The 25,216-nt window shown below is 66.8% G+C and carries 28 protein-coding genes and 1 other RNA gene; 15 read left to right on the top strand and 14 right to left on the bottom strand.

All coding sequences use genetic code 11. The annotated features are described in order from the left end of the window. The first annotated feature begins 72 nt into the window (after positions 1-72). From IEV56_RS04635 to IEV56_RS04650, 4 genes are all read left to right on the top strand, one after another. Complete coding sequence (locus IEV56_RS04635) at positions 73-2,178, top strand: DUF1302 domain-containing protein (RefSeq protein WP_188448277.1); 2,106 nt, start codon at positions 73-75, stop codon at positions 2,176-2,178. A gap of 22 nt (positions 2,179-2,200) precedes the next feature. After that, positions 2,201-3,568 (top strand): DUF1329 domain-containing protein, encoded by a 1,368-nt coding sequence (locus tag IEV56_RS04640; RefSeq protein WP_188448280.1) that lies wholly within the window; start codon positions 2,201-2,203, stop codon positions 3,566-3,568. Between the two features lie 63 nt (positions 3,569-3,631). After that, complete coding sequence (locus IEV56_RS04645; RefSeq protein ID WP_188448282.1) at positions 3,632-4,708, top strand: WD40/YVTN/BNR-like repeat-containing protein; 1,077 nt, start codon at positions 3,632-3,634, stop codon at positions 4,706-4,708. Positions 4,709-4,718: 10 nt separating this feature from the next. Further along, entirely contained in the window at positions 4,719-7,403 is a 2,685-nt protein-coding gene (locus IEV56_RS04650) for an MMPL family transporter (protein ID WP_188448284.1), read from the top strand. A 42-nt stretch (positions 7,404-7,445) separates the two neighbouring features. Here the strand turns inward: IEV56_RS04650 and IEV56_RS04655 are convergent, their stop codons facing one another. The 3 genes from IEV56_RS04655 to IEV56_RS04665 are packed head-to-tail and all read right to left on the bottom strand — an operon-like array spanning position 7,446 to position 9,708. Then, positions 7,446-8,357: a DMT family transporter gene (locus tag IEV56_RS04655; protein ID WP_188448286.1), complete on the bottom strand. Its 912-nt coding sequence runs from the start codon at positions 8,355-8,357 to the stop codon at positions 7,446-7,448. Then, positions 8,347-8,811 carry an Mpo1 family 2-hydroxy fatty acid dioxygenase gene (locus tag IEV56_RS04660; protein ID WP_188448287.1) on the bottom strand — a complete coding sequence of 155 codons (465 nt, stop codon included), beginning with the start codon at positions 8,809-8,811 and terminating at the stop codon, positions 8,347-8,349. Before IEV56_RS04660 ends, IEV56_RS04655 begins: the two co-directional genes overlap by 11 nt. 3 nt (positions 8,812-8,814) lie before the next feature. Further along, positions 8,815-9,708 (bottom strand): phosphoribosylaminoimidazolesuccinocarboxamide synthase, encoded by an 894-nt coding sequence (locus IEV56_RS04665; protein WP_188448288.1) that lies wholly within the window; start codon positions 9,706-9,708, stop codon positions 8,815-8,817. Positions 9,709-9,781: 73 nt separating this feature from the next. Here IEV56_RS04665 and IEV56_RS04670 point away from each other — a divergent pair, with 73 nt between their 5' ends. The 8 genes from IEV56_RS04670 to trpC are packed head-to-tail and all read left to right on the top strand — an operon-like array spanning position 9,782 to position 15,612. Beyond that, positions 9,782-10,099: a c-type cytochrome gene (locus IEV56_RS04670; protein WP_188448289.1), complete on the top strand. Its 318-nt coding sequence runs from the start codon at positions 9,782-9,784 to the stop codon at positions 10,097-10,099. Then, the gene (locus IEV56_RS04675) at positions 10,096-10,449 is read left to right on the top strand and encodes a J domain-containing protein (RefSeq protein ID WP_188448290.1); all 354 of its coding nucleotides are present in this window, start codon (positions 10,096-10,098) and stop codon (positions 10,447-10,449) included. Before IEV56_RS04670 ends, IEV56_RS04675 begins: the two co-directional genes overlap by 4 nt. An 8-nt stretch (positions 10,450-10,457) precedes the next feature. Then, positions 10,458-11,126: a ribulose-phosphate 3-epimerase gene (gene rpe, locus IEV56_RS04680; RefSeq protein ID WP_188448291.1), complete on the top strand. Its 669-nt coding sequence runs from the start codon at positions 10,458-10,460 to the stop codon at positions 11,124-11,126. After that, complete coding sequence (gene trpE, locus IEV56_RS04685; RefSeq protein ID WP_188448292.1) at positions 11,123-12,598, top strand: anthranilate synthase component I; 1,476 nt, start codon at positions 11,123-11,125, stop codon at positions 12,596-12,598. The genes rpe and trpE overlap by 4 nt, the downstream gene beginning before the upstream one ends. A gap of 13 nt (positions 12,599-12,611) precedes the next feature. Continuing rightward, positions 12,612-13,142 (top strand): adenine phosphoribosyltransferase, encoded by a 531-nt coding sequence (locus IEV56_RS04690; RefSeq protein ID WP_229730186.1) that lies wholly within the window; start codon positions 12,612-12,614, stop codon positions 13,140-13,142. A 57-nt stretch (positions 13,143-13,199) separates the two neighbouring features. Next, entirely contained in the window at positions 13,200-13,799 is a 600-nt protein-coding gene (locus IEV56_RS04695) for an anthranilate synthase component II (RefSeq protein ID WP_188448295.1), read from the top strand. Further along, on the top strand, positions 13,796-14,824 hold the full coding sequence (gene trpD, locus IEV56_RS04700; RefSeq protein ID WP_188448297.1) for an anthranilate phosphoribosyltransferase: 1,029 nt from the start codon (positions 13,796-13,798) through the stop codon (positions 14,822-14,824). Before IEV56_RS04695 ends, trpD begins: the two co-directional genes overlap by 4 nt. Then, positions 14,824-15,612, top strand: a complete 789-nt coding sequence (trpC, locus tag IEV56_RS04705; protein WP_188448299.1) for an indole-3-glycerol phosphate synthase TrpC — start codon at positions 14,824-14,826, stop codon at positions 15,610-15,612. The genes trpD and trpC overlap by 1 nt, the downstream gene beginning before the upstream one ends. Here the strand turns inward: trpC and crp are convergent. Then, on the bottom strand, positions 15,606-16,301 hold the full coding sequence (gene crp / locus IEV56_RS04710; RefSeq protein WP_188448301.1) for a cAMP-activated global transcriptional regulator CRP: 696 nt from the start codon (positions 16,299-16,301) through the stop codon (positions 15,606-15,608). The two genes, trpC and crp, sit on opposite strands and share 7 nt — an antisense overlap. A gap of 151 nt (positions 16,302-16,452) precedes the next feature. On the opposite strand from crp, the gene speD reads away from it, so the two are divergent. After that, positions 16,453-17,247: an adenosylmethionine decarboxylase gene (gene speD / locus IEV56_RS04715; RefSeq protein WP_188448303.1), complete on the top strand. Its 795-nt coding sequence runs from the start codon at positions 16,453-16,455 to the stop codon at positions 17,245-17,247. Between the two features lie 52 nt (positions 17,248-17,299). On the opposite strand, the gene coq7 is transcribed toward speD, so the two are convergent. Together coq7 and IEV56_RS04725 are read right to left on the bottom strand one after the other, a co-directional pair. Further along, on the bottom strand, positions 17,300-17,962 hold the full coding sequence (gene coq7, locus IEV56_RS04720; RefSeq protein ID WP_188448305.1) for a 2-polyprenyl-3-methyl-6-methoxy-1,4-benzoquinone monooxygenase: 663 nt from the start codon (positions 17,960-17,962) through the stop codon (positions 17,300-17,302). Beyond that, positions 17,952-19,058, bottom strand: a complete 1,107-nt coding sequence (locus IEV56_RS04725; RefSeq protein ID WP_188448307.1) for a (Fe-S)-binding protein — start codon at positions 19,056-19,058, stop codon at positions 17,952-17,954. Before IEV56_RS04725 ends, coq7 begins: the two co-directional genes overlap by 11 nt. 106 nt (positions 19,059-19,164) lie before the next feature. Here IEV56_RS04725 and rplM point away from each other — a divergent pair, with 106 nt between their 5' ends. Continuing rightward, positions 19,165-19,590, top strand: coding sequence for a 50S ribosomal protein L13 (gene rplM, locus IEV56_RS04730; RefSeq protein WP_188449345.1), 426 nt, complete (start codon positions 19,165-19,167; stop codon positions 19,588-19,590). A gap of 18 nt (positions 19,591-19,608) precedes the next feature. Continuing rightward, positions 19,609-20,001 (top strand): 30S ribosomal protein S9, encoded by a 393-nt coding sequence (rpsI, locus tag IEV56_RS04735; protein ID WP_188448309.1) that lies wholly within the window; start codon positions 19,609-19,611, stop codon positions 19,999-20,001. 69 nt (positions 20,002-20,070) lie between these two features. Here rpsI and IEV56_RS04740 read toward each other — a convergent pair whose 3' ends face one another. The 8 genes from IEV56_RS04740 to IEV56_RS04775 all read right to left on the bottom strand — a co-directional run bounded on the left by IEV56_RS04740 (position 20,071) and on the right by IEV56_RS04775 (position 25,061). Then, on the bottom strand, positions 20,071-20,412 hold the full coding sequence (locus IEV56_RS04740; protein WP_188448311.1) for a hypothetical protein: 342 nt from the start codon (positions 20,410-20,412) through the stop codon (positions 20,071-20,073). After that, on the bottom strand, positions 20,409-21,053 hold the full coding sequence (rpiA, locus tag IEV56_RS04745) for a ribose-5-phosphate isomerase RpiA (RefSeq protein ID WP_188448313.1): 645 nt from the start codon (positions 21,051-21,053) through the stop codon (positions 20,409-20,411). Before rpiA ends, IEV56_RS04740 begins: the two co-directional genes overlap by 4 nt. Then, positions 21,050-21,511 (bottom strand): EVE domain-containing protein, encoded by a 462-nt coding sequence (locus IEV56_RS04750; protein WP_188448315.1) that lies wholly within the window; start codon positions 21,509-21,511, stop codon positions 21,050-21,052. The genes rpiA and IEV56_RS04750 overlap by 4 nt, the downstream gene beginning before the upstream one ends. Beyond that, entirely contained in the window at positions 21,511-22,089 is a 579-nt protein-coding gene (locus tag IEV56_RS04755; protein ID WP_188448317.1) for a 5-formyltetrahydrofolate cyclo-ligase, read from the bottom strand. The genes IEV56_RS04750 and IEV56_RS04755 overlap by 1 nt, the downstream gene beginning before the upstream one ends. A gap of 21 nt (positions 22,090-22,110) precedes the next feature. Further along, positions 22,111-22,297, bottom strand: a non-coding RNA gene (gene ssrS / locus IEV56_RS04760) — 6S RNA. 35 nt (positions 22,298-22,332) lie between these two features. Then, positions 22,333-22,629: a cell division protein ZapA gene (locus IEV56_RS04765; RefSeq protein WP_188448319.1), complete on the bottom strand. Its 297-nt coding sequence runs from the start codon at positions 22,627-22,629 to the stop codon at positions 22,333-22,335. After that, entirely contained in the window at positions 22,622-22,846 is a 225-nt protein-coding gene (locus IEV56_RS04770) for a TIGR02449 family protein (protein WP_188448321.1), read from the bottom strand. Before IEV56_RS04770 ends, IEV56_RS04765 begins: the two co-directional genes overlap by 8 nt. Positions 22,847-22,877: 31 nt before the next feature. Then, positions 22,878-25,061: a putative bifunctional diguanylate cyclase/phosphodiesterase gene (locus tag IEV56_RS04775; protein ID WP_188448324.1), complete on the bottom strand. Its 2,184-nt coding sequence runs from the start codon at positions 25,059-25,061 to the stop codon at positions 22,878-22,880. Positions 25,062-25,216 lie beyond the last annotated feature (155 nt).

The raw sequence follows: 25,216 nt of genomic DNA on the forward strand, positions 1-25,216 counted from the left end.
TTAGACGAAACACTCTAATTTCCTTGGAGTGTCGTGGTTCGGAAACTCAACATAAAACCGGGAAATGCACCCATGAAGAAAATCCAACGTTTGGTCTACCGTTCGCCGCTCGCCGCCGCGGTCGCCCTTGGTCTGTTCGCCGCCCCGATGGCGCAGGCGTTCGAATTCGAGAAAGGCGAGCTCAAGGGCAGTCTGGACACCACCGTGTCCTACGGCATTTCCGTCCGCACCGAGGATCCGGCCGACGGCCTGGTCGCGAAGGCCACCATCAACCCCGCCATCGCCTTGGCCGGCACCACGCCCTCCGCGCCGTTCAACAGCTTGGGCGCCTTCCCCGGTTCCGCCGCGCAGGCCGCCGCGCCGGGCCGCTGGTCGGTCAACCGCGACGACGGCAACGTCAAATACGAGAAAGGCGACGCCTTCTCCAACGCCTTCAAGGTCACCTCCGAGCTGGAAATGAGCTGGCGCGATTGGGGCTTCTTCAGCCGGGCCAGCTACTTCTACGATTTCGAGAACAGCGACCGCAACGATTTCGCCAAGGAAGCCGAGCAGAAGGTCGCCAGCGACTTCCGCCTGTACGACGCCTTCGTTTACAAGAACTACGCGCTCGGCGCCAACGACGAAGTGTCCGGCAGCATCCGCTTCGGCAAGCAGGTGGTCAGCTGGGGCGAAAGCACCTTCATCCAGAACGGCATCAACGTGGTCAATCCGGTCGACGTCTCGCGCCTGCGCGTGGCCGGTGCCGAGCTGAAGGAAGCGTTCCTGCCGACCAACATGCTCTTCGCTTCGACCAAGTTCACCGACAACCTGTCGATGGAGGCCTATTACCAGTTCGACTGGAAGCCGACCGAAATCGATCCCTCGGGCACCTATTTCAGCACCAACGACTTCGCCTCGCCGGGCGGCACCTACATCATGCTCGGCTTCGGCACCGTCACCCAGCCGGTGAACAACCCGGAAAACTACGCCAGCACCTGCATCGTCGGCCAGCCGGCCGCCGGTCAGGCCAACGTGGCCAACTCCGACCGCTTCGCCGAGCTGTCGGCCATCTACGGCCCGACCACCGCCGCCCAGCTGCTGGCCGCCGCCTGCGGCGTCGCCGGCCCGCGTCTGGCCGACCGTAAAGCCCGCGATTCCGGCCAGTTCGGTCTGGCCCTGCGCTGGTACGCCGAAGCCCTGAACCAGACCGAGTTCGGCTTCTACGCCATGAACTACCACAGCCGCCTGCCGTTGCTGTCCGGCCGCGCGGTGACCACCGTGCTGCCGGCTCCGGCCGCCAACTCGGCCGGCCTGATCGTCGAATATCCGGAAGACATCCACCTGTTCGGCGTCAGCTGGAACACCACCCTGCCGGCCGGCATCGCCTGGCAAGGCGAGGTCAGCTACCGTCCGAACATGCCGCTGCAGGTCGACGACGTCGAACTGCTGTTCGCGGCCCTGAGCCCGATCAACCTGGCCCTCCAGGCCAGCGGCGCGCCGCGCGCGTCTTGGTTCTGCAGCCAGCTGCTGCCGAACTGCACCAACGTCAATCCGGGCCAGTTCATCCAAGGCTGGCGCGAGCATGAAGTGACCCAGTTCCAGTCCACCTTCACCAAGGCCTTCGGCCAGATGCTGGGCGCGGACCAGATCGCCCTGGTCGGTGAAATCGGCGGCACCTGGGTCAACCTGCCGGATCCGTCCGTGCTGCGCTATGAAGGCGAAGGCACCGACACCGGCGGCGGCGTGTCGCTGATCAACGATCTGCTGCCGCTGATCTCGGCCTGGAACGCCAACCCGAACCCGGCCACCAACGGGGCCGCGCTGGCCGCCCTGAACGCGGCCCTGAACAACCCGCTGTACGCCGGCGCGCTGCGCAACCCGGTCACCACGGTCGACGGCTTCCCGACCGATTTCTCGTGGGGCTACCGCATCGCGGCCCGCGCCGACTACAACAGCGTGTTCGGCACCCCGATCACCCTGTCGCCGCGCATCGCGTTCAACCACGACGTCAAGGGCATCACCCCGGGCCCGGGCGGCAACTTCCTGGAGGGCCGCAAGTCGATCACGGTCGGCGTCGAAGCCAACTACCTCAATAGCTGGGTGTTCGACCTGAGCTACACCGGCTTCTCCGGCGCCGGCCAGCTCAACCAGATCTATGACCGTGACTTCTACTCGTTCTCCGTGAAATACTCGTTCTAAGCATCCTGGGAGGGAATTACGAATGAAAGCAGCAATCCGCAACAAGACCGCGTTGGCCGTATTGGCCGGCGCGGGCCTCCTGCTCGCGCAGGGTGCCCCGGCCGCCGTCAGCGCCGACAAGGCCGCCCAGCTCGGCGGCAGCCTGACCCCGCTCGGCGCCGAAAAGGCCGGCAACGGCGGCGCCATCCCGGCCTGGACCGGCGGCATCACCCGTCCGCCGGCGGGCTACAAGGCCGGCATGTTCCACCCGGATCCGTTCGCCGACGACAAGGTCCAGTTCGCCATCACCCCGGCCAACTACAAGCAGTATTCGGACCAGCTGTCGCCCGGCCAGGAGGCGATGTTCGCGAAGTACCGCACCTTCAAAATGAACGTCTATCCGACCCGCCGTTCGGCTTCCAGCCCGCAGCGCACCTATGAGTTCACCAAGCGCAACGCCACCCAGTGTCAGCTGGTCGCCAACGGCGAAGGCGTCAAGAACTGCGCCGAGGGCATCCCGTTCCCGATTCCGCAGAACGGCTACGAAGTGATCTGGAACCACAAGCTGAAGTACAAGGGCGTGTCGTTCTCGCGCTTCGCCAACCAGGCCGCGCCCACCGCGTCCGGCGCCTTCACCCTGATCCGTCTGCGTGAAGACGGCTTGGGTCTGTACTACAAGCCGGGCAACACCACCGAAAACATCAACAGCATCCTGCTGTACTTCAAGCAGGAAGTGCTGGGTCCGGCGCGTCTGGCCGGCCAGGTGCTGTTGGTGCACGAAAGCCTCAACTCGGTGGCTTCGCCGCGCAAGGCCTGGGTCTACAATCCCGGCCAACGCCGCGTGCGCCTGGCGCCGAACGTCGCCTACGACAACCCCGGCACCGCCACCGACGGCCTGCGCACCAACGACATGACCGATATGTTCAACGGCGCCATGGACCGCTTCGACTGGAAGCTGGTCGGCAAGCGCGAGATGTACGTGCCGTACAACGCGTACAAGGCGCACAGCGGCAGCACCAAGGTCAAGGACCTGATCCGCCCGAACCACCTCAACCCGGATTACCTGCGTTACGAACTGCACCGCGTGTGGGTGGTCGACGCCACGCTCAAGCCCGGCAAGCGCCACATCAACTCGCGCCGCACCTTCTATGTGGACGAGGACAGCTGGCAGATCCTGATGATCGACCACTACGACGGCCAGGGCAAGCTGTGGCGTTACTCGGAAGCCCCGTCGGTGAACTACTACGAAGTGCCGGTGTTCTGGGCCACCATCGAGACCCACCACGACCTGAAGTCGGGCCGCTACATCGCCGGTCTGCTCGACAACGAAGACAAGCCGTTCAACTTCGGATTCCAAAGCGCGCCGAGCGACTACACGCCGGCCAACCTCCGGAACGAAGGCGTCCGTTGATCCCCAAAGCCGCGCCTTCGGGCGCGGCTTTTTCCGCAGCTCATTTCCCCGGGGGAGATTCCAATGGCTGACAAGCCGCAACACCCATGGCGCATCGTTGGCGCCGTTTCCTTTTTGGCGCTACCGCTGCTGGCGGCCGGCCTCGACGCCGCTCAAGGCGATCCGTCCATCAGCGATTCCGAGATTCTGCCGAAAGCGGCGCACAGCCTGCTGCTGGACATCGCCGGCACCGGCGACGGTTTCGTCGCGGTCGGTGAACGCGGCCACGTGCTGGTCTCCGCCGACGGCAAGACATGGACCCAGGCCAAGGTTCCGACCCGTTCGACCCTGACCAGCGTCAGCGCGCAGGGGGCGTCGATCTGGGCCGCCGGGCATGACGGCGTCATCATCCACTCCGCCGACGGCGGCAAGACCTGGCAACGCCAACGCGTGCAGCCGTGGTCGGCCGACAGCCGGGAGCCGACCAACGGTTCGCCGATCCTTGACACCCTGTTCCTCAGCGCCAACGAGGGCTACGCCGTGGGCGCCTACAGCCTGCTGCTGAAGACCGTCGACGGCGGCGCCAGTTGGACGGCGCTCAGCGTCGCCGGCGAAGCGGCCGTGGCGCCGGTGGCGACCGCCAGCGACTCCGGCGTGTTCGACGACAGCATGCTGGAATTGGCCGCGGAGTCCGATCCGCACCTGAACGCCATCGCGCGCACCGATGCCGGCATGCTGCTGGTGATGGGCGAGCGCGGCGCCGGCTTCCGTTCCGCCGACGGCGGCGCCAGCTGGAGCAAGATCCGACTGCCGTACGAGGGCTCCATGTTCGGCCTGCTCGCGCTCGGCGGCGAGAAGGTCCTGGCTTACGGCCTGCGCGGCAACGTGTATGAATCAGACGACGCCGGCGGCAGCTGGCGCAAGGTCGACAGCGGCACCGGAACCAGCCTGATCGGCGGCACCGTCGGCCCCGACGGCACCGTGGTGCTGGTCGGCAGCAACGGCACGCTGCTCGCGCGCCGCGCCGGCGCGCAGGCGTTCAGCGCCTCGAACATCCAGCTGGGCTCCGGCCAGGTGCCGGCGCTGTCGGCGGCGGTCGCCGCCGACGGCGGCTATCTGCTGACGTCCGACCTCGGCGCCGTCAGCGCCAAAGTACAGTGAAGGAACAGCCATGAATCGATTCGAACGCCTCGCGGAACGTCTGGTCTTCGGAAACCGCGCCCTGGTGCTGGCGGTTTTCGTGCTGGTCACCGCGGCCATGGCGTATTTCGCCAGCCAGCTGAAGGTGGACGCCGGCTTCAACAAACAGGTGCCGCTGCAGCACGAGTACATGCGCACCTTCACCGACTACCAGGCCGATTTCGGCGGCGCCAACCGCGTACTGATCGCGGTGATGGCCAAGGACGGCAACATGTTCTCCAAGGAGTACATGGCCACCCTGGAGAACGTCACCAATGACGTGATCAACCTGGACGCCACCGATGACGCCAAGGCGCGCTCGCTGTTCACCCCGAACGTGCGCTACATCGAAGTGGTCGAGGACGGCCTGTCCGGCGAGAACGTGATTCCCCAGGATTTCACCCCGAACCTCGAGGGCTTCGAAGCCACGCCGGAGCAGTTCGCGAAGATCAAGGACAACATCGTCAAGGCCGGCATCACCGGCCGGCTGGTGGCCAAGGACTATTCCGGCTCGATGGTCTGGGCCGACCTGATCCCGGAAAGCGAGGTCAACAAGCTCGACTACCAGGCCGTGGCCAAGCAGCTGGAGGCCATCCGCACCAAGTACGAGAACGAGAACACCACGGTTCACATCATCGGCTTCGCCAAGATGGTGGGCGACATCTCCGACGGCGCGATGAGCGTGATCAAGTTCTTCCTGATCACCATCGCCTTCACCTGGCTGCTGCTGTACCTGTACTCGAGTTCGATGAAGCTGGCTTCGCTGACCGTGCTGTCGGCGCTGGTCTCGGTGGTCTGGATGCTGGGCGCGCTGAAGCTGATGGGTTTCGGCATCGATCCGATGAACATGCTCACGCCGTTCCTGATCTTCGCCATCGCGGTCAGCCACGGCGAACAGATGATCAACCGCTTCCGCGGCGAGATCTTCTTCGGCGGCCTGGAGGACGGCACCGTCGAGCAGCTGCGGCTGAAGGCGCGGCACGCGGTCGATCCGAAAACCGCCGCCATCCGCAGCTTCCACGCGCTGCTGATCCCGGGCACGGTTGCGCTGCTGGCCGGCTGCATCGGCTTCGGCGCGATCATGGTGATCCCGATCCAGATGATCCGCGAGCTGGCGATCACCGCCACCGTCGGCGTGGCGCTGACCATCATCACCGACCTGGTGCTGCTGCCGATCCTGCTCAGCTACACCAAGCTGCGCAAGCTCGACAAGAAGCGCGAGTTCCGCTTGCGCCAGCTGACCCAGTTCGACAAGATCTGGGCCGCGCTGTCCAAGCTGTCGCGTCCGAACGCCGCCGCCACGGTGTTGGCCATCGGCGCGGTGGTCTGGGCGATCGCCTGGTGGCACGGCAACAAGGTGATGATCGGCGACGCCCAGCAGGGCGTGGCCGAACTGCGCCCGGAAGCGCGCTACAACCAAGACGCCGAGCTGATCAGCAGCAAGTTCGCGCTCGGCGTCGACACCATGAACGTCATCGTCGAGGCCGGTCCCTCGGCCTGCACCACCAGCTACAAGGCGATGGAGACCATCGACCGCTACGCCTGGCACATGGCCAATGTCGACGGCGTGGAGCAGGTGATCACGCTGCCGATGGCGGCCAAGCAGGTCAACGCCGGCTGGAACGACGGCTCGCCGCGCTGGAAGGTGCTGCCGCGCGATCCGGACACCCTGCGCCAGTCGACGCAGAGCTTCGAGACCGATTCTGGCCTGCTCAACGCCGACTGCTCGGCGATGCCGGTGACCATCTTCACCAAGGACCACAAGTCGACCACCATCGACCGCATCGTGGCCGAGACCAAGAAGTTCCGCGACGACAACAACGCCTATGAGCCGGGCTTCGCCGCCAAGCGCGACGCCGCCGTGGCCAAGGCCCAGGAGAACGGCGAGAACTACGTCACCGACCAGGTCAACTTCCGCATGGCCACCGGTCCGCTCGGCGTGCAGGCGGCGACCAACGACACCGTCCGCGAGAAGGAGCATTTGATCCTGTGGCTGCTGTACGGCGCGGTGTTCGCCATGTGCTGGATCAGCTTCAAGAGCTGGCGCGCGGCGCTGTGCGTGGCGCTGCCGCTGATGATGGTGACCGAGCTCGGCCACAGCCTGATGGTGCAGCTGGACATCGGCATGAAGGTCAACACGCTGACGGTGGTGGCGCTCGGCGTCGGCATCGGCGTCGACTACGGCATCTACATCTTCGCCCGCATGCGCGAGGCGATGAGCCACCGCATCGAGTTCGTGGCCGCCGACAAGGACCGCGACTTCTCGGTGACCCCGGAAGAGCTGCATGCGCTCAAGCACGGCCATCTCGAGGACGGCGGCGCGCATCCGGACGCGCAGACCGCGACCGCCGCGCACTTCGACGGCCTGGACCGCGACGCCGACGGCCGCCTGACCCGCGAGGAGTTCAACGAGGGCCAGGAGCACCTGCGCACGCTGTCGGAAAGCTACTTCATCGCGCTCAAGACCACCGGCATCGCCATCTTCTACACCGCGCTGACGCTGGCGGTGGGCGTGGCCATGTGGATCTTCTCCGACCTGAAGTTCCAGGCCGACATGGGCATCATGCTGACCTTCATGTTCGTGGTGAACATGCTGGCCGCCATCGTGTTCCTGCCGGCGCTGTGCCGCTGGCTGCTGCGTCCGAAGGAAAAGGACGACTGGGTCGCCCAGCTGTAATCGAAAAGGGCCCGCAAGGGCCCTTTTCGTTGCGCGCTTTGATCAGACCAGATCCGCCGCCACCGGCGGTTCCGGTTTGGCTTTCTTCAGATTGCGCAGGGCCACGCCCAGCACGCCGGACAACACCATCGCGCCGCCGATCCAGACCCGGATGCCGACCTGGTCGCCGAGCAGCCAGACGCCGAGCAGCGCCGCCAGCAGCGGTGCAGTCAGCAGGTACGGCGTGATCATCGCCACCGGGTGGCGTTTGATCAGCACGAAGAACAGGCCATGCCCGACCAGCGAGGCGATCAGCGCCGCGTACAGCACGCCGGCCCAGGCCTGCAGGCTGGCGCCTTGGATGTGCGCCACCGGATCGCCTTCCAGCCAGAGGCTGAGCAGCCAGATCGGCGCCAGGCCGATGGCTGCGGTCCAACCCTGCTGCTGGATCAGGTCCATCTGCAGGCCGCGCATGGCAATGGTGCCGAGCGCTATGAACAGCGCCGAAAGCAGCATCAGCCCGAGCGGCAGCGGATCGGACAGGATCGACGGATCCAGGCCGAGCACCAGCACGCCCAGGAAGCTGACCGCGATGGCGGTGCCGGTGCGCCAGTGGAAGCGTTCGCCGAGCAGCCACCAGCCGAGCAGGGCCACCATCGGCACATAGCTCTGCATCACGATGGCCGGCGAGGCGATGTTGCGCGACAGCTTCAGCGACCAGAAGCTCAGGCCGAAGTGCAGCACGCCGTTGAACAGGGCCACGGCCGTCAGCCGTGGCCAGACCGCGCGCGGCGGCAATTTCAAAAACGCGCCCAGCAGCGCGGTGAGCAGCAGCAGGCGCAGAGCGGTGAACAGGAACGGCGGGAATTCGGCCAGCGCCAGCTTCGAGGTGATGAAGTTGCCGGCCCAAGCCAGGCAGATCAGCGTGACCAGCCCGAGTTCGGCGCCGCTCAGCCGCGTCGCCTTAGACGGCAATGCCGGCCTTCTTGTAGAGCTTGTTCAGGGTCCACAGCGGACCGATCAGCAGGTACACCATGTCGGTCAGGAAGCTCGGACGCTTGCCTTCCCACTTGTGGCCGATGAACTGGCCGATCCAGGCCAGCACGAACACCGTGACGGCGGTCTGCAGCAGCGCCGGCATGCCGAAACGGGTGGCGATGGCGTGGTTGATGAAGCCGAAGGCGACGAAGCCGAGCAGGGCGCCCACGGCCAGCGGCCGCGACAGCTTCCAGTAATAGCTCCAGGCCAGCAGGGCGATCACCGCGAACCAGACGCCGGGCTTGAACCAGCTGCCCGGCACCGGAATGCACCAGGCCAGCGCGGTCACTGTCCAGACGATCAGCGGCACGCAGACCAGATGCATGCGCTGGTTGGCGGGGTTCCGGTGGTCGTTGGAATAGTTGCTGAGCAGTTCGTCGATGCGGCGCATGGCTTACTCCACGGTGAGGTCGGCGAGCCGGAGCAGGGCCTCGGCGTATTTGGCGCGGGTGGCGGCGATGATCCCGGCCGGTACGCGTGGGCCGGGCGCGGTCTTGTTCCAGTCCAGGGTTTCCAGGTAGTCGCGCACGTATTGCTTGTCGTAGCTGGGCGGGCTGATGCCGACCTGGTAGGTATCGGCCGGCCAGAAACGCGAGGAATCCGGGGTCAGCATCTCGTCCATCACGTGCAGGGTGCCGTGTTCGTCCAAGCCGAATTCCAGCTTGGTGTCGGCGATGATGATGCCGCGCGTCAGCGCATAGTCGGCGGCGAAGGCGTAGATCTCCAGCGTCTTGGCGCGCACCTGTTCGGCCAGTTCGGCGCCGATCTTGTCGACCACCACCTCGAAGCCGACGTTCTCGTCGTGGTCGCCGACCGCGGCCTTGGTGCTCGGGGTGAAGATCGGTTCCGGCAGGCGCTCGGCCTGGCGCAGACCGGCCGGCAGGCGGATGCCGCATACGGCACCGGTGGCCTGGTAGTCCTTCCAGCCCGAACCGATCAGATAGCCGCGGGCGATGGCCTCGACCGGCAGCGGCTTCAGCTTTTTGGTCACCACCGAGCGCTTGGCGTACAGCGCGGCGTCGGTGCCGGCCGGCAGTTCCGGCGCCACCGGCTGGTGGGTCAGGTGGTTGGGGCAGAGGTGTGCGGTCTTGTCGAACCAGAAGTTGGAAATCTGGCACAGCATCTCGCCTTTGCCGGGAATCGGGTCGGGCAGCACCACGTCGAACGCCGACAGCCGGTCGGAGGCCACCATCAGCAGGCGGTTGCCGGGCAGGCCGTAGACGTCGCGGACCTTGCCGCGGTGCAACAGGGGCAAGGCCAGGTCGGAGGTGTGCAGGGTGGTCGCCACAGGAAGCCTTCGGAGTTCGCGGACTTCGCGTATTGTACCGCTAAGCGCCGCGGCTGACTGCTAGAATACCGGTATGACACGCCTCCCCCCCCTGTTCCTGCTGCCGGTGCTGTTGGGCCTGGCCAGCGCCGCCATCGCCCAAAATCCGGGCAAGGCGCCGGCCAAATCCGGGCAGTGCACCGCCTGCCACGGCGCCGACGGCCAGAGCCGCATTCCGGCCAACCCGATTCTGCGCTGCCAGCACCAGGCCTATCTGGCCTCGGCCCTGCAAGCCTACCGCAGCGGCAGCCGCAAGCATCCGGTGATGAACTCCATCGCCAACACCCTGCAGCCCAAGGACATCCAGGCGCTGTCGGCCTGGTACGCAAACCAACCCGGATGCCGCCGATGAACGCGTGGAAAGGCAAACTCATCGGCGCTCTGCTCGGCCTGCTGACCCGCCGTTTCCAGCTGGTGCTGCTGGGCTTGGCCATCGGCCATCTGTACGACATGGGCCTGTTCAGCGCCCGCCGCGGCGAGCCCAAGCCGGACGCGGCGGAGCCCGATCCCTACGCCGTGCTGGGCGTGGCCGAGGACGCGTCAATGGACGAGATCGATGCCGCCTACCGGCGCAAGATGTCGGATTACCATCCGGACAAGGTGGCCAACGCCGCCGCCGAAATCAAAGCCCTGGCCGAGACCCGCGCCCGCGAGATCAACGCCGCCTACGAAGCCATCCGCAAGCGCCGCCAAGGCGCGTGAGAGCCGCCATGAAACCGATCATCGCCCCGTCCATCCTGTCCGCCAACTTCGCCAAACTCGGCGAGGAAGTCGATGCCGTGCTCGCCGCCGGCGCCGACTGGGTGCACTTCGACGTGATGGACAACCACTACGTGCCGAACCTCACCATCGGGCCGCTGGTGTGCGACGCCCTGCGCGGGCACGGCGTCACCGCGCCGATCGACGTGCACCTGATGGTCAAGCCGGTCGACCGCATCATCCCCGATTTCGCCAAGGCCGGCGCCAGCCTGATCAGCTTCCATCCCGAGGCCTCCGAGCACGTCGACCGCACCATCGGCCTGATCAAGGAGCAGGGCTGCCAGGCCGGTCTGGTGTTGAATCCGGCCACGCCGCTGAACGTGCTCGACCACGTGCTCGACAAGCTCGACCTGGTGCTGATCATGTCGGTCAATCCCGGCTTCGGCGGCCAGGCTTTCATCCCGCAGGCGCTGGACAAGATCCGCGGCGTGCGCGAACGCATCCGCGAAAGCGGCCGATTGATCCGGCTCGAGGTCGACGGCGGCGTCAAGGTCGACAACATCGGCGCGGTGGCCGCGGCCGGTGCCGACGCCTTCGTGGCCGGTTCGGCGATCTTCGGCGCCGGCGATTACGCCGACGTCATCCGCCGCATGCGCGCCGAAATCGACGCCGCCGCATGAGCACGCCGACGCAGTTCGCGGCCTTCGCCGCCGAAGGCTACAACCGCATTCCGGTGGTGCGCGAGGTGCTGTCCGACCTCGATACGCCGCTGTCGGTGTACCTCAAGCTGGCCGATGGCCCGAACACCTATCTGTTCGAATCGGTCGAGGGCGGCGAGACCTGGGGCCGCTATTCCATCATCGGCCTGCCGGCCAAGCGCAGCTTCCATTTCCGCGGCAACGCGTTCGAAGAACGCGAACTGGACGTGACCGTGGCCGCCGAGACGCTGACCGATCCGCTGGCCAAGGTCGACGACCTGCGCGCGCGCTACCGCGTGCCGAAACTGGCGGAATTGCCGGATTTCAGCGGCGGTCTGGTCGGCTATTTCGGGTTCGAGACCATCGCCTGGATCGAGCCGAAGCTGAAGGACGCCGGCAAGCCGAACGTGCTCGGCGTGCCCGACGCCTTGCTGCTGCTGAGCGAGGAAGTGGCGGTGTTCGACAACCTCAAAGGCCGCCTGTACTTGATCGTGCACGCCGACCCGGCCGAGCCGCAGGCCTACGCCCGCGCCCAGCGCCGGCTGGATGAATTGGTGTATCGCCTGCGCCATTCCGGCCGCAGCTATCCGGACGTGCTGCATCCGTCCCTGGTGGACGAAGCCGATTTCGTGTCCGGTTTCTCCGAGCCCGAGTTCACCGCCGCGGTGCGCAAGGCGCAGGAGTACATCAAGGCCGGCGACGCCTTCCAGGTGGTGCTCAGCCAGCGCATGAGCGTGCCGTTCAAGGCCCGTCCGGTCGATGTGTACCGCGCGCTGCGCGCGCTGAATCCGTCGCCGTACATGTATTTCCTGGATTTCGGCGGCACCCAGGTGGTCGGTTCCTCGCCGGAGATCCTGGTGCGCGCCAAGCAGGGCCGCGTCACCGTGCGCCCGATCGCCGGCACCCGGCCGCGCGGCGCCGACGCCGCGCTGGACGCCGCGCTGGAAACCGAGCTGCTGGGCGACGCCAAGGAGTGCGCCGAGCATCTGATGCTGATCGACCTCGGCCGCAACGACGTCGGCCGCGTGGCCGAGCCGAATTCGGTCACGGTGCCGCAGCGCTTCGTCATCGAGCGCTACTCGCATGTGATGCACATCGTCTCGGAAGTGCAGGGCCGGCTCAAGGACGGCCTCGGCTTCGCCGACATCTTCCGCGCCGTGTTCCCGGCCGGCACGGTCAGCGGCGCGCCGAAGATCCGCGCGCTGGAGATCATCCAGGAGCTGGAGCCGCACAAGCGCCACATCTATTCCGGCGCGGTCGGCTACATCAACTGGTGGGGCGACACCGACACCGCCATCGCCATCCGCACCGCCGTCATCGAGAATGGCCGTCTGCACGTGCAGGCCGGTGCCGGCATCGTGTACGACTCGCAGCCGGCGATGGAGTGGCAGGAGACCCTGAACAAGGGCCGCGCCCTGCTGCGCGCCGTGCAGCAGGCGGCGTTGGGCCTGTAATCGGAGCGTGATGGTGGATCTTCAAGCCCGCATCAAGGCCGGCATCCGCGACGTGCCGGATTTCCCCAAGGACGGCATCCTGTTCAAGGACATCTCGACGTTGCTGCTGCAGCCGGCGTTGGCCAACGCCATCCTCGACGGTTTGGCCGCGCAGTACAGGGATGTCGGCATCGACGCCATCGCCGGCATCGAGAGCCGCGGCTTCCTGTTCGGCAACGCGCTGGCGCTGCGCCTGGAAAAGCCGTTCGTGCTGATCCGCAAGGCCGGCAAGCTGCCGGCCGAGAAGATCACCCGAAGTTACGAGCTCGAATACGGCGTGGCCGCCATCGAGATGCACCGCGACGCCGTGCAACCGGGCCAACGCGTGCTGGTGCACGACGACCTGCTCGCCACCGGCGGCTCGGCCGAGGCCGCGGCCCTGCTGCTGCAGGATGCCGGCGCGCACGTGGCCGGCTTCAGCTTCCTGGTCGAGCTCGGGTTTCTGGCCGGCCGTCAGCGCCTGGCGCCGATCCAGACCGACATCCGCAGCTTGGCGGCGTATTGAGCACGGCGCCCTCACGCCGCCATGCGATAATGAATGCCTGAAACACGGGTTCCCGCCATGCTTTTGATGATCGACAACTACGACAGCTTCACCTACAACCTGGTGCATTACCTGGCCGAGTTGGGGCAGGAGGTGCAGGTGGTGCGCAACGACGCCCTCGGCGTCGACGACGTGGCGGCGCTGGCGCCGGACTACATCGTGCTGTCGCCCGGCCCGTGCACCCCGAACGAAGCCGGCATCTGCGTGCCGGTGCTCGAGCGGCTGGCCGGCCGTTTCCCGGTGTTCGGCGTCTGCCTCGGCCACCAGAGCATCGGCCAGGCCTTCGGCGGCAAGGTGGTGCGCGCCAAGACCATCATGCACGGCAAGACCTCGATGATCCACCATAACGGTACCGGCGCCTTCGCCGGCCTGCCGTCTCCGTTCGAGGCCACCCGCTACCATTCGCTGGTGGTGGAGCGCGACAGCCTGCCGGATTGCCTGGAGATCACCGCCTGGACCGAAGACGCCGACGGCGGCATCGACGAGATCATGGGGCTCCGTCACAAAACGCTGCCGGTCGAGGGCGTACAATTCCATCCCGAATCCATCCTGACGCAGCACGGCCACGACCTGCTGCGCAATTTCCTGGCCCAGCACGCCGAACGAGGAACCGCATGAAACCGCAGGAAGCGCTGCAGCGCATCATCGAACACCGCGAGATCTTCCACGACGAGATGGTCGCGTTGATGCGGCAGATCATGCGCGGCGAGGTCTCCGACGTGATGACCGCGGCCATCCTGTCCGGCCTGCGGGTGAAGAAGGAGACCATCGGCGAGATCACCGGCGCGGCCCAGGTGATGCGCGAGTTCGCGGTCAAGGTGCCGACGCCGCCCGGCGTCGGCCTGGTCGACATCGTCGGCACCGGCGGCGACGGCGCGCACACCTTCAACATCTCCACCGCCTCGATGTTCGTGGCGGCCGCGGCCGGCGCCCAGATCGCCAAGCACGGCAACCGCAGCGTGTCGTCCAAGTCCGGCAGCGCCGACGTGCTCGAGGCGCTCGGCGCCGACATCGAGCTGTCGCCCGAGCAGGTCGGCCAGTGCCTGAACCGCACCGGCATCGGCTTCATGTACGCGCCCAACCACCATCCGGCCATGAAGCACGTGGCCGCCGTGCGCCGCGAGATGGCGGTGCGCACCATCTTCAACATCCTCGGGCCGCTGACCAACCCGGCCGGCGCGCCGAACGTGCTGATGGGCGTGTTCCATCCCGACCTGGTCGGCATCCAGGTGCGCGTGCTGCAGCGCCTGGGCACCGAGCGCGCCATGGTGGTGTACGGCCGCGACGGACTGGACGAGATCTCGCTGGGCGCCGCCACCTTGGTCGGCGAACTGCGCGGCGGCCAGATCCGCGAATACGAGATCCATCCCGAGGACTTCGGGTTGGCCATGGCCTCGACCCGCAACCTGCGCGTCGAGAACGCCGAGGAGTCCAAGGCCATGCTGATGGCGGCGCTCGATGCCGGTTCCGGCGTCGCGCACGATATCGTGGCGCTGAACGCCGGCGCCGCGTTGTACGTGTCGGGTCAGGCGCGCAGCATCGCCGAGGGCCTGGAAAAAGCCGTCGCCGCGATGCATTCCGGCGCGGCCGCCGCCCGCATGGCGCAGTTCGTGGAAACCACCCGCCTGCTGGGCGCCCGCTGATGGCCGACATCCTGCAGCGCATCCTGGCGCGCAAGCACGAGGAAGTGGCGATGCGCCGCGGCTACGTGCCGCAGGCCGAGTTGATCGCGCGCTGCAACGCCATGCCGGAGCCGCGCGGCTTCGCCGCCGCGCTGCAGGCCAGGATCGCCGCCGGCGAACCGGCGGTGATCGCCGAAATCAAGAAGGCCAGCCCGAGCAAGGGCGTCATCCGCGAACGTTTCGCGCCGGCCGACATCGCCCGCAGCTACGAGGCCGGCGGCGCGGCCTGCCTGTCGGTGCTGACCGACGTCGATTTCTTCCAGGGCAGCGACGTCTACCTGAAGCAGGCGCGCGAGGCCTGCGGCCTGCCGGTGCTGCGCAAGGACTTCATCGTCGACGAGTACCAGATCTACGAGGCGCGCGCGCTCGGCGCCGACTGCGTGCTGCTGATCGTGGCCGCGTTGAGCGACGCCCAGCTGCAGAGCTATGCGCTGCTGGCGAAGATGCTGCAGATGGACGCGCTGCTGGAGGTGCACGACGCCGACGAGCTGCGCCGCGCCCTGCGCGCCGACTCGCCGCTGGTCGGCATCAACAACCGCGATCTGCGCACCTTCGGACTCGACTTGCAGACCACGCTCGCGCTCAAGCCGGAGGTGCCTGAAGGCCGGCTGCTGGTCACCGAAAGCGGCATCCTGGCGCGCGCGGACGTCGAGCTGATGCGCGGCCACGGCGTGCATGCGTTCCTGGTCGGCGAGGCGATGATGCGCGCCGACGATCCCGGCGCGGCCCTGCGCGCGCTGTTCTACTGACGCTTCGCGAAAACCACCACGGTCTTGCCGCGGGCGTGGATCAGGCCCTGCTCCTGCAGCTGCTTGAACACGCGTCCGGCCATCTCGCGCGAACAGCCGGTGATGCGCGCCAGCTCCTGGCGCGATACCTTGATCTGCCAGCCGTCGGCGTGCTGCAGGGCGTCCGGTTCCCGGGTCAGGTCGTGCAGGGCGCGCAGGATGCGGTTGGCGACGTCCAAGTGCGCCAGGCGGCTGGCCTTGCGCGTGGTTTCCATCAGCCGGCGCGAGATCTGCGCGCCGATGGCGAACATCAGCTTCGGGCATTCCGGCGCCAACGTCGACTCGCACAGCTGGTGCAGCTGTTCGTAGCCGATTTCCGCCAGTTCGCAGGCGCTCCGGCTGCGCAGGATCACACTGCGCGTACGGGTCTTGTAGAACACGCCGGTGGCGCCGATGAAGTCGCCCGGATGCACGTAGGCCAGCAGCAGTTCGCGGCCGTCGGACTCTTCCGCCAGAATCGCCAGCGAGCCGCTGACCACGTAGAACATGCTTTTGGCCGGCTCGCCCGGACGGAACACGTCGGTGCGCGCGCGGTACTTGCGTTTGTGGGTATGGCTCAGGAAGGCCGCCAGCGCGGCCCGGTCGAGCGCCATCGGGCTGCTGATCGGCTCCAGCGGGGCCACGGATTCGGGAATACTCAGCTCGTTCATCGCCGCTCCGGAAAGGGAAGCCAGGCCATTAGCTTACCCTTTTCGTGACCGAAGGCTCAACAATGGCCCGTCCGGCCGAGAAAGGGCTTGCATTTGGGGGCAAATGCCCGATAATTGCGCCTCATATTCCACCCCTTTCGAGGATACCGCATTGGTCAAGCCGCTGCCCCGGTTGCGCCTTCAGGGATTCAACAATCTCACCAAGTCCCTGAGCTTCAACATCTACGACATCTGTTACGCCGCGTCGGAAGACCAGCGCCAGCGCTACATCGAGTACATCGATGAGGTCTACAACGCCGAGCGCCTGACCCAGATCCTGACCGAAGTGGCCAATATCATCGGCGCCAACATCCTCAACGTCGCGCGCCAGGATTACGATCCGCAGGGCGCCTCGGTGACCATCCTGATCTCGGAAGAGCCGGTGATCGACAAGAAGGCGGCCGGCAAGGAGCTGATCTCCGACGCGGTGGTCGCGCACCTGGACAAGTCGCACATCACCGTGCACACCTATCCCGAGACCCATCCGCACAACGGCATCGCCACCTTCCGCGCCGACATCGACGTCGCCACCTGCGGCGTGATCTCGCCGTTGAAAGCCCTCAATTACCTGATCGAGAGCTTCGACTCCGACATCGTGGTCACCGATTACCGCGTGCGCGGCTTCACCCGCGACATCAAAGGCAAGAAGCACTACATCGACCACAAGATCAACTCGATCCAGGATTTCCTGACCCGCGACATCAAGGCCCATTACGAGATGATGGACGTCAACGTGTACCAGGAGAACCTGTTCCACACCAAGATGCACGTCAAGGAGTTCGACCTCGACACCTATCTGTTCGAAGGCAAGGCCAAGAGCCTGAGCTTCAAGGAGCGCCAGCGCATCGAGCTGCAGGTCCGCCGCGAGATCGAAGAGCTGTACCACGGCCGCAACCTGGCCGATTGAGCGCCGCGTCCCCGTGTTTGCGAAAACCCCGCCTTGGCGGGGTTTTTCATGTTCAGAGGCGGTAGGCCACGGCCTTCATCAGGCGCGAACTCAGCGCCATCAGCTGCGGAATTGGCGGCGGCAGCCGGCGCGCGCCGTGTTGTTCGGCGTGCTCTGCGTGCCGGATCTCATCGTCCTTCATCACCGCCAGGATGGCCCGGCTGCGGCGGTCTTCGGCCGGCAAGGTATCCAGATGCTCGACCAGATGCGCTTCCACCTGGCGCTCGGTCTCCGAGACGAAGCCCAGGTTCCAGCCGTCGCCCTTCAGGCCGGCCGCCAAGCCGATACCGTAGCTGCCCAGATACCAGAGCGGATTGAGCAGGCTGGGGCGGGCGTCCAGCTCGCGCAGGCGCGCTTCGCACCAGCTCAGGTGGTCGGCTTCCTCGTCGGCGGCGTGCAGCAGTTGCTCGCGGGTCTCGGCGCTGTCCGCTACCCGCGCCTGGCCCAGGTATAGCGCCTGGGCGCAGACCTCGCCGGTGTGGTTGATGCGCATCAGCCCCGCGCTGTGGCGGATCTGCGCCGGCGACATCTCCAGATCGCGTTCCGCGCCGGCCGGATTGGCGCGCGGCGCCGGGCCGTGGGCGGAGCGGCTGACCGCGCCGCTGGTGGTGTTCAGCGCGTGCTGCAGTTCGCCGAGCAGGTGGTCGATTCGGGACGGGCGGCGTTCAAGCGTCATCCAGATATTCTGCCATGAATTCGAGCGGATGCCGGATCGCCGCGCCGGTGCCGTCGGCCAGATGCAGGCGGCAGCCGATGTTCGACGACAACAGCGTATCCGCCCCGGCCGCCGCCACGGCGTCCGCGACCGGTGCGCGCAGGGCGGCCGCCCGCGCGGGGGCGGCGAGTTGATGCAGGCCGGCCGCGCCGCAACAGCCGCTATCCGGCAATGGCACCAGATCCAAGTCCGGAATGCGCGCCAACAGTGCGCGCACCGCCTGTTGCGAACCGTGGAATGCGGCGCTGCAGGGCGTGTGCACGGCCACGCGCCGGCCCTGCGCGGAACGGAAACGCAACGCATCGGCGCGTTCCGCCAGAAACACGGCGGCGTCCATCACCGGCACCGGCAGACTATCCGCCAATGCGCCATGGCAGCCGCTGGCCAGCACCAGCACGCGCTCGTGGCCGGCGAATGCGGCGCGGTTGGCGGCCGTCAGCCGGTCGGCTTCGGCGCCCCGTCCGGCATGGCGCGCCGCCTGGCCGCAGCAGTTCTGCGTTTCGGGAACCACGCCCGGCTCGCCGGCGGCCTGTAGCAGGCGCAACAGCGACTGCCGTGCACCGGCCTCGAAGCGGTCGGCGATGCAACCGGAAAACACCGCCGTGCCGGCGTTCCGGGCTTTAGCCGCCGCCGGGCGGGCTTGCGTCGGCCGCGGCAAAGGCCGCCAAGCGCGGGGCAGCAGCGGGAAAAACCGACGGTAGAGCTGCAGGGCCGCGTTCAGCCAGGATTTATGGCCCATCAGCCATAGCGCGGCGGCTGCGCGCCAGGGTAGCCGCGGCGGCGCCGTGCGCCGGGTCTGCAGTAGCAGGTTCTCGTATTCGACCCCGGCCGGACAGGCGCTTTCGCAACGCCGGCAGCCCAGGCAGGCGTCCAGCGTCGGGTGTGGGCCGGACAGCCCGGAATCGGCCGCCATCGCCGCCATCAGCGCGATGCGGCCGCGCGGCGACTCGGCCTCGGTACGGGTCAAGCGGTAGGTCGGGCAGTGCGGCAGGCACAGCCCGCATCTGACGCACTGCTGGGCCAGTGCGGCACGGTCGGCGGTTCGGGCGGGTTCCATGACCGAATCCTAACATGGCCGGCATGGGGGCTTGCGCGTGGCCGGAAAGCGGGTTATCATTCCGCTTCTTATTCACTTGATTTTGTTGGAGCCCGTCATGAAAGCCATGACCGTCAGCGCCAAACCCGAAACCGTCCAGCAGGACTGGTATCTGATCGATGCCAGCGGCAAGACCCTCGGTCGTTTGTCCTCGGAACTCGCCCGCCGCCTGCGCGGCAAGCACAAGCCCGTGTACACCCCGCACGTGGACACCGGCGATTACCTGGTCGTCATCAACGCCGACAAGATCGCCGTGACCGGCAAGAAGCTGCAGGACAAGATGTACTACCGCTTCACCGGCTACGTCGGCAACATGAAGTCGGAAAACCTGTCGCAGGCCCTGGCCGCGCATCCGGAACGCGTGATCGAAACCGCGGTCAAGGGCATGCTGCCGAAGAACCCGCTGGGCCGCGCCATGTTCAAGAAGCTCAAGGTCTATAAAGGCTCCGAGCACCCCCACACCGCCCAGCAGCCGCAAGTGCTGGATATCTAAGGCAGATAGGACACCACCATGGCTGCACAGCAAAACTACGGCACCGGTCGCCGCAAATCCTCCACCGCCCGCGTGTTCCTGCGCAAGGGCTCGGGCAACATCGTGATCAACGGCCGCGGCATCGACGAATTCTTCGGCCGTGAGACCTCGCGCATGATCGTGCGCCAGCCGCTGGAGCTGACCCAGACCTCCGAACAGTTCGACGTCTCCGTGACCGTCGAAGGCGGCGGCATCACCGGCCAAGCCGGCGCCATCCGTCTGGGCATCGCCCGCGCCCTGGTGGAATACAACGAAACCCTGAAGCCCGAACTGCGCAAAGCCGGTCTGATGACCCGCGACGCCCGTGAAGTGGAACGCAAGAAGGTCGGCCTGCGCAAAGCCCGCCGCGCCACCCAGTTCTCGAAGCGCTGATCGGTTTCACCGTCTTGCGAAAAACCCGCCTTTCGGCGGGTTTTTTGTTGCCCGTAAGCGGGGCCGGTTTCAACGGCCGCGCACGCATTTCACGAAACGGTCGCCGGTGCGTTTCTGCATTTCCGCCATGAATGTGCCGATGGCCTGGCCTTGATAGAACCCGGCATCGAAGGCCGACAGCGTTTTGCCGCCGGTGGCCTTGTCGATTTCAGCATTGGCGGCCGCGGCGGATTCGTTCGCGGCGGTTTCGCATGCGGTTTTGTCCATCTTCAGGCATTTGACCAGCGCCTCGGAGGCGCAACGCCGGTTCATTTCGCCCGGATCGACGATCTGGAACTTCGCCACGGCCGGCGGCGCGGCCGGTTCGGCCTCCTGCTGGAGCGCCGCCAGCATCAGCAACGCGGCGATCATGCGCGGATCTCCCCGCCGGTGATGACCAGGTCGGCCGGGCGCGCGGCGAACAGGCCGTTGGTGACCACGCCGACGATGGCGTTGAGCCGGCTTTCCAACGCCACTGGATCGGTGATCGACCAGTTGTGCACGTCCAGGATCCAGTTGCCGTTGTCGGTCACCGTGCCTTCGCGCCAGACCGGGTCGCCGCCCAGCTTCACGATCTGGCGGGCCACGTGCGAACGCGCCATCGGGATCACTTCCACCGGTACCGGGAAGCGGCCGAGTACCGGCACCAGCTTGCTCGGGTCGACGATGCAGACGAACTGCCGGCTGGCGGCCGCGATGATCTTCTCGCGCGTCAGCGCCGCGCCGCCGCCCTTGATCAAGCGGTTGTGCGGATCGCACTCGTCGGCGCCGTCCACGTACAGCTCCAGCGGGCCGGTGGCGTTCAGGTCGAACACCGGGATGCCGAGCTCCTTCAGCAGCTTGGTGCTCTGTTCGGAGCTGGACACCGCGCCCTGGATGCGGTCCTTCATGCGGCCCAGGCCCTGGATGAAGTAGGCCACCGTGGAGCCGGTGCCCACGCCGACGACGCTGTCGTCCTGCACGAATTCGAGTGCGCGTTCGGCCGAAGCCTGTTTGCCTTGTTCGGGGGTCATTTCGGTTCCAGCTCCAGGATGGTGCGCCATTGCGCGGGGGTGACGGGCAGCACCGACAGGCGCGTGCCGCGGTTGAGCAGGACGAAATCGCCGAGGCGGCCGGCGTTGGCGCGTAGCACGTCCAGGGAAATCACATCCTTCAGCTTGCGTTCGAAGGCGACATCGACCAGGAACCAACGCGGCGCATCGATGGCCGCCTTCGGGTCCCAATAATCCGATTCCGGATCGAACTGGGTCGGATCCGGGTAGGCTTCCGTGGCCACGCGCGCGACGCCGACTACGCCGGGCACCTTGGCGTTGGAGTGGTAGAACAGCACGCCGTCGCCGACGGCCATCTCCTTCCACATGAAGTTGCGCGCCTGGTAGTTGCGCACGCCGGTCCAGGGCTCGGTGCCGACGCGCGCCAGATCGTCGATCGAAAACGCGTCGGGTTCGGATTTCATCAGCCAGTAACGCATCAGGCGCGGTTCTCCGTGCAGTCGATCCATTCGTGTTCGGTGGCCACCGCGTCCAGGCGCACGTCCCAGTCGGCGGCCTCCAGGCTATCCAACTGCTGTGCGGCGTATCCGGCGCCGATCAACAGCGGCGGCGGATTCGCACCTTGCCGGAACGCGAAGCTGGCGTCGTAGTAGCCGCCGCCCATGCCCAGGCGCAGGCCGTCGCGGGTGAAGCCGAGCAGGGGCAGCACCACCGCATGCATCTGCGCCGGCGCCAGGCAGGATTCGGGCGCCAGCATCGGTTCGGGGATGCCGTAGCGGTTGGTGCCGAGTTCGTCGCCGCCGCGCCACGGCGCGAAGCGCAGTTGCCGCTCCGTGCCGACCACCGGCAGGCACCAGATCCAGGCCGGCGGCAGACGCATCTGCAACACGTGCAGCGGCAGCTCGCCGCCGCTGGCCCAGTAACCGGCCAGGTAGCCGCCGTCGGCGGGCAGGCGGGCCAGGATGCGCCCGGCGACGGCCTCGGCGGCCGCCATGCGCGCCGCGGGCGTGTGCCGCAGGCGTCTGGCCTTGAGTTCCGCTCGCAGTGCTTGGCGCATGCCCCGTCCCGAAGAAATGTAAGGTCCTCCACCGTGCCGATGCCTGCCTAACGACCTTGATCCCTGGGATCAAGTGGGTGTCGGCTTGCCGTCTTCAGGCTTTCCGCGACACAGGCGGACATGCACACCGACGGCTCGAACGACTCCCGGGTCGTGGTTATGGGTCAAGGGCTAATGTTGGGCACGCTGTCGTACACAGCAGAGGACACACCGGCATTATACCGCTTCGCCGTGACGGCGGACTCAACGCGGCAGGTTGTCGAACAGGTCGTCGAGCTTGCGGTTCATCTCGCCGAGGCTGCGGCCGATGACGGCGTCGGACTGCACGCGGCCGTCCTTCAGCATCTGCAGTTCGTGCGCGATGTTGAGCGCGGCCAGCACCGCCACCCGGTCCAGGCCGACGGTCTTGTTGCCGCCCTGGATCTCGCGCATCTGGGCGTCGAGCAGCTTGGCCGCGGCCTGCAGGCTGTCCACGCGTTCCGGCGGACAGCCGACGGTGTATTCGCGTTCGAGCACCTTGATGGTCACCACGTTAGTCATCGTTGCGCTCCAATAGATCCAGACGGCCCAGCATGGCCTCGACGCGTCCGCGCGCCAGCTCGTTCTTGCCTTGTAGCCGGTCGCGTTCGGCGCCGAGCTCCAGCAGCTGGCGTTTCAGCTCGCGGTTCTCGGCCGCCAGCCGGCCGGTGGCCTCCAGCAGGCGGTCGAGCCGCTGCGCGAGCGCCTGGATCTGTTGGGCGTGGTCGGGTCCGGTCATCGGATTACCGTAGTCGGCATCGCCGGCGGCGTCAAGCCGCCGGGGTGGAGGACGCGGCCGGGCGTACGCTCTGTTCGTGCGCCTGGATGAACTCCAGGCATTCCTTGGCCGGCAGCGGACGGCTCAGCCAGTAGCCCTGGATCTCGTCGCAGTCGAACTGGCGCAGGGTCTGCAGATGCTCCTCGCTTTCCACGCCTTCGGCGATCATGGTCATGCCCAGCGAATGGCCGAGGGCGATGATGGTCTGCACCAGGGTGTTGTCGTTGGCGTTCGGCCCCAGCTCGCGCACGAAGCTCTTGTCGATCTTCAGGGCGTCGATCGGCAGCTGCTTGAGGTAGGACAGCGAGGAGTAGCCGGTGCCGAAGTCGTCCAGCGACAGCGCGACGCCGAGGTCCTTCAGCGCCCACAGGTTCGACAGCGGCTGGCTGTTCTGGCTGAGCACCATCGATTCGGTGATCTCCAGTTCGACGCAGTATTCCGGGATGCCGAACTCGTCGACCAGGGCGCGGATCTGGCCGGCCAGCTTCGAGCGCAGCAGCTGCAGCGCCGACACGTTGATCGACATGCTCAGGTGGTTCAGCCCCAGCCCGTGCCAGCGGCCGAGGGTGGCGATGGCCTCGCGCAGCACCCACTCGCCGATCTCGATGATCTGGCCGGATTCCTCGGCCAGCGGAATGAACACGTCCGGCGCGACCTTGCCCATCTCGCGGCTGTCCCAGCGCAGGAGGGCCTCGACGCTGACGATCTGGCCGGTGTCCAGGTTCATGCGCGGCTGGAAGTGCAGCACGAACTCGTCGCGCGCCAAGGCCATCTTCAGCGCGCCGAGCAGCTGCGCGCGGTGGCGCGAGCGGGCGTCCATCTCCTCGCTGAAGTACTGCACGGTGTTGCGGCCCTCGGTCTTGGCCTGGTACATCGCGATGTCGGCGTACTTGAGCAGGTCGGACGGCGTCTGCGCGTGGTCGGGGAAGATGCTGACGCCGACCGATCCGGTCAAGTTGGCGGCATGGCTTTCGCTGAGCAGAATCGGATTGTTGAACTGCGCCAGCACGCGCGTGGCGCAGTCGCGGATCTGCTGGTCGTCGCCGGCCGATTCGACCAGCACCACGAATTCGTCGCCGGACAGGCGCGCCACCATACCCTGGTCGCGGGCCGCGGCCAGCAGGCGTTGGGCGACCACCACCAGCAGCCGGTCGCCGGCGGTGTGTCCGAGCGAGTCGTTGATGTTCTTGAAGTTGTCGAGGTCGAGGAACAGCAGGGCGACCCGGCGCTGGTTGCGGCGCGCGTTGATGATGGCCTTGCCCAGGCGTTCGATCAGCATGGCCCGGCTCGGCAGGCCGGTCAGCGCGTCGTAGTTGGCCAGATGCACCAATTCCTGCTCGATGCGCTTGCGGTCGGTGATGTCGCTCAGCACGGCCACGAAATGGCTGCGCTGGCCCTTGCCGTCGAGCACTTCCGAGACCTCGACCGCCGACAGGAACTCGCCCTGGTCCTTGCGCTTCTGCCAGAGCTCGCCCGACCAGCGGCCGTCGCTTTCCAGCTCCCGGCGCACGCGTTCGAGGAACGCCGCGCTGTGCTGGTCCGAGTTCAGCAGGCTGCGGCCCTTGCCGACGATCTCCTCGCGGGTGTAGCCGGTGATCTTCGAGAACGCCGGATTCACCGACACGAACTGGAAGTCGAGGTCGAGCACCGCCACGGCCTCGGCCATGCTGCGCACCACTTCGCGTGCGATGCGGCTGTCGTCGTCGGCCTCGCGGCTCTCGCCCACGTCGCGGCAGACGCCGGCCAGGCGCAGCGGGTTGCCGACGCCGTCGTGCTCGACGATGCGGCCGCGCGCGTGCACCCGGATCCAGCCCGCGCGGTAGTGGCGCAGCCGGTAATCGACGTCGATGTCCGCCGTCTCGCCGCGCAGGTGGTTCTCCACCGCGGCCTGGAACTCCGGCGCGTCTTCGGGATGGATGTAGACCTGGATGAATTCGATGGCGTTGAGCCGGGACGGAAAGCTGCCCTCGACCAGCGGTTCGAAACCGATTTGGCTCATCTCCTGGGTATCCAGATGCCAGATCCAGGCCGCTTCGCCGGTGCCGCGCAGGGCCAGGCGCAGTTCGGCGCGCTGGCCGTCGACGCGTTCCAGGATGGCCGCGGCGCGGCGTTTGATCAGCCAGGTGAAGGTCAGCAGGACCAGGGTGAAGCCGAGGCAGACGATCAGCAGGGCCATGGCGCGGCTCCGGTCGCATCGAGGACGCGCGGGATTCCGGTGGCCGTCAAGCGGCCGGCCGAGCTGGCGTACGCGTTATCCATATCCCCTGATTCATTCACTGCTTCGGTTTCCAGTTTAGGAGCCTTTTCCCGATTCGACAAGCGGAATCCGGC

Origin of the sequence: Arenimonas maotaiensis, from assembly GCF_014638745.1 — a bacterium.
Classification (GTDB): Bacteria; Pseudomonadota; Gammaproteobacteria; order Xanthomonadales; family Xanthomonadaceae; genus Arenimonas; species Arenimonas maotaiensis.